This is a genomic window from Hydrogenophaga sp. 70-12 (genome assembly GCF_001897365.1).
Classification (GTDB): domain Bacteria; phylum Pseudomonadota; class Gammaproteobacteria; order Burkholderiales; family Burkholderiaceae_C; genus Hydrogenophaga; species Hydrogenophaga borbori.
In genome coordinates this window covers 1-1,479 of the sequence record NZ_MKSS01000301.1, presented here as the reverse complement: position 1 = coordinate 1,479, position 1,479 = coordinate 1, and the positions used below count along the sequence as shown (strand labels likewise).

1 protein-coding gene is annotated in these 1,479 nt (G+C 69.4%); it reads right to left on the bottom strand.

Features of this window, described 5'->3' with window-relative positions; genetic code table 11:
* Positions 1 to 57 precede the first annotated feature (57 nt).
* Positions 58 to 1,479, bottom strand: a 1,422-nt coding sequence (ppk1, locus tag BGO22_RS16170; RefSeq protein WP_286851735.1) for a polyphosphate kinase 1, incomplete at its 5' end; no start/stop codon positions are given.

The following is a 1,479-nucleotide window of genomic DNA, read 5'->3' as shown; positions in this document are numbered from 1 at the left end:
GCTTCGGCGTGGCGCCACAGGATCAGGTCCATGGCGCGCACCGTCATGGCCATGCCTTCAGCCTTTCCCGCCATGCCGGGCCATCAGGCTGGCCTGGGCCGACTGCAAGTGGTGGCGCTGGCGCCCCGAGGCGCCCTGCCCGGCCGGCACATAGCGGCCGTCTGGCTGCAGCAGCCAGGCATCGCGCGTGTCGTGCAGATAGGCGTTGAGGCATTCGTCCACGATGCGCTGGCGCAGGGCCGGATCGGTCACCGGCCAGGCCAGCTCCACGCGGCGCAGCATGTTGCGGTTCATCCAGTCGGCGCTGGCCAGCCAGACCTCTTCCTCGCCGCCCACGCGGAAGTGGTACACGCGCGAATGCTCCAGCAGCCGGCCGATGACCGAGCGCACGCGCACGTTGTCGGTGAAGCCAGGCACGCCGGCCGGCAGTACGCAGGCGCCGCGCACGATGAGGTCGATCTTCACACCCTGCTGCGAGGCCGCGGCCAGCGCGCGCGCCAGCGGTTCGTCGGTGAGCGCGTTCATCTTCAGCGTGATGCGCGCGTCCTGCCCGCGTGACGCGGCCTCGCCGGCGGCGGCCACCTTGTCGAGCATGGCCTTGTGCAGCAGGAAGGGCGCGATCAGCGCCTTGTTGAGCCGAGCAAGGCGGTTCTGGCTGGCCAGATGCAGGAAAACCTGGTCCACGTCGGCGGTGAGCGCCTCGTCCGCCGTGAGGGTGCTCAGGTCGGTGTAGACGCGCGCGGTGCCGGGGTTGTAGTTGCCGGTGGACAGGTGCGCGTAGCGGCGCAGGCCTTCGGCCTCGCGGCGCGTGATCAGCAGCATCTTGGCGTGCGTCTTGAGGCCAACCACCCCGTACACCACCTGCGCGCCCACGGACTCCAGGCGCTCGGCGTAGTTGATGTTGGCTTCCTCGTCGAAGCGGGCCTTGAGCTCCACCACAGCCGTCACTTCCTTGCCGCGGCGCACTGCCTCGCGCAGCAGATCCATGAGCTCGCTCTTGGCACCCGTGCGGTAGATGGTCTGCTTGATCGCCAGCACGTCGGGGTCTTCCACCGCCTCGCGCAGGAAGGACAGCACCGCGTCGAAGCTCTCGTACGGCTGGTGGATGAGCACGTCGCCCTGGCGCAGCCGCTCGAAGAAGGACTGGCCCGGCGTGAGCTGCAGCGGCCAGCCGGGCAGGTAGGGCTCGAAGCGCAGCTCGGGCGCGTCGACCTTGTCGATGAGCTGGTTCAAGCGCACCAGGTTCACCGGGCCGGGCACGCGGTACAGGCAGGCCTCGGGCAGGCCGAACTGCTCCAGCAGGAAGTCGGACAGGAAGGTGGAGGCACCGGCCGAGACCTCCAGCCGCAGCGCCTGACCGTAGTGGCGCTGCTGCAGGCCCTTGCGCAGCGCGGTGCGCAGGTTCTTCACCTCTTCCTCGTCCACCGCCAGGTCGGAGTGGCGCGTGACGCGGAACTGCGAAAACTCGGTCACCTGGCG